Origin of the sequence: Marivita sp., assembly GCF_017643905.1 — a bacterium.
In the GTDB taxonomy this organism is placed as follows: domain Bacteria; phylum Pseudomonadota; class Alphaproteobacteria; order Rhodobacterales; family Rhodobacteraceae; genus Marivita.
Genome location: NZ_JAEPMO010000179.1, coordinates 1 through 7,516 on the forward strand (window position 1 = coordinate 1; position 7,516 = coordinate 7,516).

A 7,516-nucleotide genomic window follows, 5' to 3' on the forward strand; every position below is an offset into this window, starting at 1 on the left:
TCAAGGCAAGTTCAGCCGCAGCAGCACGAAAAACAAAGGAGTGAAACATGCCCTTGACCCACGACTGACACAAAATCAATAATCAAAGGTGGGTCAATTCTCGATGAAAAACCCGGGTCACTTCTCAGTGCAAATCAACACCTCATGTATTTTACTTTGCGTAGATGATTTTACGAATTTTGCGCAAGAAAATAAAGAAGGATCGTTCTGAAATCATACTTCACGGGTTTCCCTCACCACCATCCCCGTCAAATGCCAGACTGCCGCCATCAGGATCCCCATATTGAATGCAAACTCGTTGGCGCAGCTCTGCTTGAAGAATTCCCCTTCAAGGAACATGCACGACCCCTTGCACAGCTGAACGACCGGGCATGACATGCATTCCTCTCGGAAGGCAAAATGCGTCGCGGTATCAAGCGCGATGGCGTCGAAGTCGGCCACATGACCGATCTTGTGCGCCCCCTTCGCACCGGTGTTCTGGCAGGTCATGACGTTCCCGCGCAGGTCGACAGCAATGGCGTCGGGACTGTCCATTCCGCATTTCTGGCCCAGGGCCTCAATGGGCCGCCGACGTTGAATGGAGGCATAGAATTCGTTGATGCGCTCCCCGAGACCAAAAGCGTTTGGATCGTCGATCAGAGCCTCGAAGATCGACCTTGTCAGGCTGTTCAGCTCCGCGGGTTCGAACCGACCCGTCCCGATGGCGGTCGCTGCGTCATAGACATTCACGACGCCCTCGAGCCCGACGAAGATGTCCGGCCCAACTTTTTCGGCGAACCATGCCTTGAGCTCGCGAAGGTCATGATGCTGGCGCGTCAGCACCGCATTGAACCCGGTCTTTTCCGGGCGCTCGGCCAACAGGGTTTGGATCCAGTGGCTCTTATCGGGATCATCGAACGGATCGGGCCCGCGCAGATGCTGACCGGGCCCGTCGTGTGAGATCGTGATTTCAACGTCGTGTTGGGCGATGAAATCCAGCTTTTCGCGGGAGAGGAGCGAGCCGTTCGTGACGATCGAGAACCGCGCCGCCGGAAAGCGCTCTGCCAGCGCCGGGATTAGCCGGTTGATTTTGGCCCAGTAGAGGAAAGGCTCCCCGCCCCAGAGCTCGATCTTTTCCGGGGCGTCGGTAATCCAGCCGTCGAGCTGGGTCAGGAAGTGCTCGACATCGGCCAGCTTCGAGACTGTCGCGTCAGCGATCTGGAAGGCTTGGCTGCAATAGCTGCAGGCATAGTTGCATGAGAGCCCGAGTTGGATTTTCAGCACGCGCGGTGCGCGAGATTTTCCGAGGGGCTTATCTTTGGCCACGCGGGCGACCGGTGCAAAAATCCCCGGCTCGATCGGCAGCGGCAGCCCCTCGCATTCCGATGTGTGCGGGTTGTAGCGTACGTGGTGGCGGCTGCCGTCACGCGCTTCCAGTGTCAGATCAAACCACATCAGTCAAAAAGCCTTTCCTCGATCGCCACAGGCAGGTTGACGCGGAAGTTCGCAACGACCTGCACATGGGGCGTGCTCCCCTCATAGGGGTGCTGGTTGTGGGGGATATGGGAGGGGAAGAAGACCGAGAGCCCCGGCCGCGGATTGACCGAGAAGCCATGGCGGCTCTCATAAGGCAGCCGCCCCTCATCGAAATATCGCGACGGATCCTCGATCACGAAGCGCGGGGTGCCCACGCTGTTCACCGGCTGGCCCACCCCGCCACCGGTCAGGAAGTGCACGCAGGTGAGATCCCCCTCGCGGCTGTCCTTATGGGTCGAGATGAACCCGCCCTTGGTGATCACCAGCGCGCGGTTTTCGCAATGATCGGGGTCGAGATATTGAGCCCAAGGGCCGAGTACGGCACGTGCGCAGGCAAACAGATGGGCTTTCAAAGCCTGCCCTGCGGCGCTTGTCTCCAGAATGCCGCGCACACGGCGCTTTGCGGCGATGGGCATCGACCCGTTGCCGGTGGCCTCAATTGCGGCGATGGCCTCGTCGGCGAGATGCCTATTCACTACCCAGTCGACTGGCGTTTCGAAGAATGTGACCCGCGTTGGCCAGAGCTCGATGCTTACGCTGCGAACATCCATCATCAGCACCGGCAATTGCAGTTGCAGTTAAAGTAGGACCGGTTTGCCGTAATCGTAACGGCGCCCGACGTCCCACCACCCGAAAGACTGGTTACGACACAGTTCGCCGTACAGTTGCAGTTGCTGCCGGATTGATTGATGATCCTAGGCCAGTTTCCGTCTGTAGGCGCTCCTGGTGAGCCATTCGCCACGCCCACCGATGTGATGTCGCCTGCGCCGATCGCAGGTTTGTTGGCAATACGCGACCAGTCCACGTTTCCGCTGTCGTCGATCACGATGGTGGTTCCGACCTTATAGGCCATGAGCTTCTCCTTGCGCCTGATGGGCCAGGATCTCGGAGAGCCCGGCCTTGCAGTGGGAATTCGGAAGTTTGAGCGAACAGAGGACGGGGATGCACATGCGCTCCTCGCCTTCGAAATAGGTGCTGTCATGGGGGACATGCCCTTCGAAGACGAGCATGGAGCCCGTGCGCGGCTCGACCGCATACCAGCCGCCGACATAGGCGTCTGGGTTGTTGCAGGGCCAGAGCCGCTTACCGACATTCGCCGGATCGTAGAAGCGCACCGCGCCGCGATGGAGCGAGGTCTCGGGGCAATCGGCATCCAACAGCACTCGCGGGTAATAGGTACAGACGACGTCGGTCTGGATATGAGTGTGCGCGTTGATCCCGACGTTTTCCCGCGCGGCCCGGCGCTGCCAGAAGGTGTCTGACATCATGGCGATCTCGCCCGTGTGGTCGTAGCCATAGGCGAGCTGGAGATATTCCCGCACGGCTGCCGCCACCATCTGCGCCAATACGGCAATCGCTGGATCCTGCCGGTCCATCAGGAAGTTGTGGCGCAGATGTCCAAGGTGGTTGGTTTGGTCGCCCACATTGCGTTCGTCGCCCGCGTCTTGAATGCGGTTCGCCACCGCGTCCTCGGCCGCCAACGCGTAAAGCCGGTCATTGAAGCCATCGGGCATGTCCCAGTGCTTGTGCATGACGAATGCGGGGTAAATCAGCTGGAATTCGGTTGTGGTCGCGATCTCCATCAGACCACCTCCAGGATGATCTTGCCGATCGCGGTGTAATGCTCGGTGTTGATCTTGACCGCGATCTGGTCGCCGGGGCTGAGCCCCAGCGCTTCGACGACAAAGTTGCCCGCCCCGTTTGCATCCGTCATCAGCCGCCGCTTCGGCAGATAGCCGGCGTCACTGTCGAGTTTCAGTGCCAGCGCGTGTGCGCAGGGCGCGCCACCGCCATTCCAGCGGAGTGCGATCGGCACCTCGGCCCGCCCGCCCGCGGGAACCGAGAGCACCGCCGGGTCACTTGCCACAGCGTGGAAGTAGAATTGCTTGAACCATTGACCGTCATTGGGGATCGTCGCGTCATCGATCCGGCCAGCAACGGTGGTGCCGTTCAGCAGGATCGGGTCCTGATCGCAAAGGATCTCGATCCGGGCCGAGGATAGCGGCCCCTTGATCGGCATGAAGATCACCAGCGCATTCGATGCCTGCGTGCGTGCACGGTGGCGAAACGACAGGTCGACCTTCTCGCGCGCCGATTGGGCAAAGCGGTTGCGCCAGGGCTGCGGGAACCCCGCATTGTCGGTCATGATGTCGATCAAGGCGTGATCGGTGATCTCGTCGTGACCCCGCATACCGTTTGGAAAGACGTAGGAGCGTCCCTTGTAAATCCCACCATGTGGGCAGCCCGGCAGGTCCGGAACGAAGATCCCGTTGCCGTGCAGATCGACGAAACCTGCGCCATCGGCATAGTCATAGGGTGTCGCAAGTTCCGCCTTGAGATTGGCCCAGGTCACGACCCCGACGCTGTCTCGGACCCCTTCGCCTGCATCGCAGGGGGCAAAGACCGCGATCCCCGCATAGCTCTCCTGGACATCGACGGCATAATGCAGCCGCGAGCTCGTATTGTAGATGACATACAGCCCGGTCTCGATCACGGCGCGGTCCTTTTCAGCTGATCGACCTGAATGGCCAGGTCCTTGATGGCCTCGACGAGGAGGCCCACGAGATTGCCGTAGGCCAGACGCAGCACGCCTTCGGCCTCTACGACGGCCTCTGGCGCGACGGCCTGTACCTCTTGTGCGATGAGGCCCATCTGCCGCGCGTCGCTGCCCGCCATGGTGAAGGTGACGCCGTTCAGCGCCTGCACCTTGGCCAGCGCATCTGCGATAGGCGCGATGTCGGACTTGAGCCGTGCGTCCGACGAGGAGACGAAGTTCGGTGCGGTCACCGTGCCAGAGAAGGTCGCCCCGCTCAGGAGTGCGAAGGCACTGGCATGGCTGCCATCGAGCAGATCGGCGTCAATTCCCGACCCAGAGCCATCCACCGTCACCAGTTTGGCACGCACCTGTGCGGCGGTGTCCGGGGAGCCGTCTGCTCCTGCGGGACCCTGTGGACCGGTTGCACCGGTTGGGCCCGTGGGACCTTCAGGTCCCTGTGGTCCTGTCGGGCCGGTGGCGCCAGTATCACCCTTGGGGCCTGTCGCACCGGTTGCTCCCGTCGCACCGGTTGAGCCTTTCAGGTTCACATAGGCGCCCCAAGTGGACCCATTGAAAAAACGCAGGCTCGTACCGGACCATTGGTGGGCCGGTGTTGGGCCCGTGGCACCTGTTGGGCCTTGCGGTCCTGTCTGCCCCAGTTCGACGACCGTTTCCGATCCCGAGATGCGTTTGAGAAAGAGCTTTCCGTCAGTAACATTGACGGCGATTTCTCCGGCAGCGAGTTGTGCCGTGCTGGGCACCCGGCCAGCCACGGTGGTGCGTTTGACCAAAACGGTGTTTGCCATGGTCAAAAGGTCCCGCCATCAAGGATGATCCCGTTGATCGACCCACCCGTGATCGCGACATTGCTTGCGGCTTGCGTGGCGATGGAGCCCAGCCCGAGGTTCGAGCGCGACGTTGCCTTGTTCGGGAGGTCAGACAGGTTCGATGCGGCAGAGAGCTTGCCTGCAAGCGCGTTGGTGACGGTCGTTGCAAAGTTCGGATCGTCCCCGAGAGCCGCCGCCAATTCGTTCAGCGTGTCCATCGCGCCTGGGGCCGCATCGATCAACGCGCCGATCGCGGCGGCCACAAAGGCGGTCGTCGCGACTTGCGTCGTGTTGGTGCCCGTAACTGCCGTCGGTGCAGTCGGCGTGCCGGTCAGAGCCGGCGATGCCAATGCAGCTTTGGCATCGAGCGCGGTCTGCAGGCCGGTAACTTGAGAGATCGCGTGGCTGTGGGTCGAGGGCGGAAAGCTGGTGGGCTTGCCGGTGATCCCGGCCCATGGCGCGGCATCGGCCACCTCTGCCGTATCGACCTTGCCGTCGCCATCGGTGTCATAGGTTGCGGCCAACATATCACCGGGGCCAAAGTCGACGATGGCCTGCTGCACGAAGGCGGTCGTTGCCACTTGCGTGGTGTTTGTGCCCGAAGCCGCCGTGGGCGCGGTCGGCGTGCCTGTCAGCGCGGGCGAGGCAAGCGGTGCCTTAGCGTCAAGTGCGGCCTGTAGCCCGTCCACATTGGTGATGACATGGGCATGGCTGTCATCAGCCACAGCGGCTGTGATCGTGACATTGGCCGAGCCGTCGAAGCTGACTGAGCCAGAGAGATCGCCCGCGAGTGCAATGGTGCGGGCGGTGGCAAGTTTGCTTGCCGAGGCCGCATTCGCCATCGCGCCGAGCTTGGCATCGAGCGCGCCCTGCAGACCGGTAACATCAGCAATGGCGTGGCTATGGCTGAGCGCTGCCTTCGTGGAAAGGCCTGCATCCAGTTGGGATTTTCGCACAAGATCGGTGCCGGCACTGGCGTCCTGGGCGGATTTCGGGACCAGGGAGAAGGTCTTGGCCCCACCAACTGTCTGCGTGCCAGTGAGCGCCAGAAAGCCGCCACTCCCTGCTATGGGTACGATGGAGGTCGCATTGCCGCTGCCGTCGTCGCCCTTGCCGACATACACCGTGTTGTCGACTTCGTTATGGGCCAGTTCGCCCGATTTCAGTGCAGCGGGCGCCCCCGCCACCCCGGAGACGCGGCGTTTCAGCTGGATCGTATTGGCCATCAGAAAAATCCTCCATTGATGGGGGCGTCGGTGGGCAGAATCGTGATGCCTGGATCACCTTGATCGCCCTTGTCGCCTTGCGGGCCTGTCGCCCCCTGCGGGCCTGGCTGGCCGCCAAGCCGAATACGGAATGGCCCGTTTACAACACGCACCTTGATCGGCGCGGTGATGGTGATCGGGCCTGTTTGCCGGATCGCTTCACTCATGGGCTCAGCCCTCGCGTCACCGGCAACATCACGGGGATTTCGAGAAGGAAGCCCAAGTGTAGGTCTGGCTCGAGATCGGTGCGCACCAAATCCAGCACCACGCGCCCAGGCGAGAGCCCTGCGGTTTGGGAAGGCGTCAAAGACAGTTCCAACACAGTTCCTGTGATGTGCTGTATCCCGCCATCAGCGCTAGACAGCTCTGCAAGCAGCGTCGGGTCACTGGGTTTGAGGCGCAGATGGCCGGCATAGCTTGCACCGTCTGCAAAAACCGGTGCCGCGGCTTCAATCTGCAGCCGCCAAGCGTAGCCGATGAGAATGGCCGGGCCCTCGCTCAAAGTAGCGATTGTCATGGCTGCCACCCGCAGAGCCGCGCGCCTAACTCGTTATGGGCGACGATCTGCGCCAGAGTGTCATCGCTCAGAACGTCCTGACGCGAAGGGCGAATAGGCTCGGCCCAATCGCAATCGTCCCGCAAACCCCGCGGGTCAATCGCGCATCCAGCGATCAGCCCGACGCTCAAGATCGGCACGATCAGTGTTTTGAAGGTCATGACGGATTTCCTTGGACGTTTGCAGTGCGCGAACACGGGCATCGGCGCGGCGGATGGCGAGGTCGGCCTCTGCGGCGTGCTTGCCCTGCCGGAGCAGTATCCAGACGGCGATGCACATCGCGGCGATGAGCGCTCCCCAATAGGCGAAGCGCCGACCAAAGCCCGCGAACAGCATGGTCAGGACGGTACTCATGCGGGTGCCCCCGGTGAGAGGGCGAAGCAGCGCGTATCGAGCAGCAGTACGGTTTGCCCGCGCGCATCGGCGCTGGCCCGCAAGTGTTCATGCGTACGGACAGCGGCATCTTCGCAGGCGATAAAGTCGGGAAAGCGAACTGAGCTGATCCCACTACCGCAGTCAGGCAGGCTGTCACCTGCGATGCAGGAGACTACGATCAAGACCGAGGTCATGGCGTTTTCCCCGAGCGATAGTCGTCAATCCGGGCCTCCTTGGCGCGCAGCGCGTAGATGATGACGCCGACGAACACGGCCGCGCCGATCCATGGCAGGGCATTGGAGAGCCAGCTTTCTAGCCCGACCAAGGTGAACACGCGCCCGGCCATATCGCGGGCCTGTTCGGCCTCCATGAGTGCAGGTGCGACCTGGCTGCCGATCGATCCCGCCGCGCCAATGACACCGAGACCGATCTGCGCATTGGA

Annotated in this window: 12 protein-coding genes and 1 pseudogene; all 13 read right to left on the reverse strand. The window is 61.8% G+C overall.

Annotated features, from left to right (window positions below; all coding sequences use genetic code 11):
• Nucleotides 1-213: 213 nt before the first annotated feature.
• The gene (locus JJ869_RS20440; protein ID WP_292270150.1) at nt 214-1,434 is read right to left on the reverse strand and encodes a radical SAM protein; all 1,221 of its coding nucleotides are present in this window, start codon (nt 1,432-1,434) and stop codon (nt 214-216) included.
• A complete protein-coding gene (locus tag JJ869_RS20445; RefSeq protein WP_292270151.1) occupies nt 1,434-2,081 on the reverse strand; it encodes a hypothetical protein in 648 nt (215 codons plus the stop codon). The genes JJ869_RS20440 and JJ869_RS20445 overlap by 1 nt, the downstream gene beginning before the upstream one ends.
• Nucleotides 2,069-2,368 carry a hypothetical protein gene (locus JJ869_RS20450; protein ID WP_116904250.1) on the reverse strand — a complete coding sequence of 100 codons (300 nt, stop codon included), beginning with the start codon at nt 2,366-2,368 and terminating at the stop codon, nt 2,069-2,071. Before JJ869_RS20450 ends, JJ869_RS20445 begins: the two co-directional genes overlap by 13 nt.
• The gene (locus tag JJ869_RS20455) at nt 2,358-3,098 is read right to left on the reverse strand and encodes a hypothetical protein (RefSeq protein WP_292270153.1); all 741 of its coding nucleotides are present in this window, start codon (nt 3,096-3,098) and stop codon (nt 2,358-2,360) included. Before JJ869_RS20455 ends, JJ869_RS20450 begins: the two co-directional genes overlap by 11 nt.
• Nucleotides 3,098-4,009 (reverse strand): hypothetical protein, encoded by a 912-nt coding sequence (locus JJ869_RS20460; protein ID WP_292270156.1) that lies wholly within the window; start codon nt 4,007-4,009, stop codon nt 3,098-3,100. Before JJ869_RS20460 ends, JJ869_RS20455 begins: the two co-directional genes overlap by 1 nt.
• On the reverse strand, nt 4,006-4,857 hold the full coding sequence (locus tag JJ869_RS20465; protein WP_292270158.1) for a tail fiber domain-containing protein: 852 nt from the start codon (nt 4,855-4,857) through the stop codon (nt 4,006-4,008). Before JJ869_RS20465 ends, JJ869_RS20460 begins: the two co-directional genes overlap by 4 nt.
• A 2-nt stretch (nt 4,858-4,859) precedes the next feature.
• Nucleotides 4,860-6,104: a head decoration protein gene (locus tag JJ869_RS20470; RefSeq protein WP_292270160.1), complete on the reverse strand. Its 1,245-nt coding sequence runs from the start codon at nt 6,102-6,104 to the stop codon at nt 4,860-4,862.
• A complete protein-coding gene (locus JJ869_RS20475; RefSeq protein WP_089888665.1) occupies nt 6,104-6,310 on the reverse strand; it encodes a hypothetical protein in 207 nt (68 codons plus the stop codon). Before JJ869_RS20475 ends, JJ869_RS20470 begins: the two co-directional genes overlap by 1 nt.
• Nucleotides 6,307-6,660: a hypothetical protein gene (locus JJ869_RS20480; RefSeq protein ID WP_292270163.1), complete on the reverse strand. Its 354-nt coding sequence runs from the start codon at nt 6,658-6,660 to the stop codon at nt 6,307-6,309. Before JJ869_RS20480 ends, JJ869_RS20475 begins: the two co-directional genes overlap by 4 nt.
• Nucleotides 6,657-6,860, reverse strand: coding sequence for a hypothetical protein (locus tag JJ869_RS20485; RefSeq protein ID WP_292270165.1), 204 nt, complete (start codon nt 6,858-6,860; stop codon nt 6,657-6,659). The genes JJ869_RS20480 and JJ869_RS20485 overlap by 4 nt, the downstream gene beginning before the upstream one ends.
• On the reverse strand, nt 6,796-7,053 hold the full coding sequence (locus JJ869_RS20490) for a hypothetical protein (RefSeq protein WP_292270167.1): 258 nt from the start codon (nt 7,051-7,053) through the stop codon (nt 6,796-6,798). Before JJ869_RS20490 ends, JJ869_RS20485 begins: the two co-directional genes overlap by 65 nt.
• Nucleotides 7,050-7,268, reverse strand: a complete 219-nt coding sequence (locus JJ869_RS20495) for a hypothetical protein (RefSeq protein WP_292270169.1) — start codon at nt 7,266-7,268, stop codon at nt 7,050-7,052. The genes JJ869_RS20490 and JJ869_RS20495 overlap by 4 nt, the downstream gene beginning before the upstream one ends.
• A pseudogene (locus tag JJ869_RS20500) lies at nt 7,265-7,516 on the reverse strand (TIGR02594 family protein); the annotation flags it as partial. The pseudogene JJ869_RS20500 and the gene JJ869_RS20495, both read right to left, overlap by 4 nt.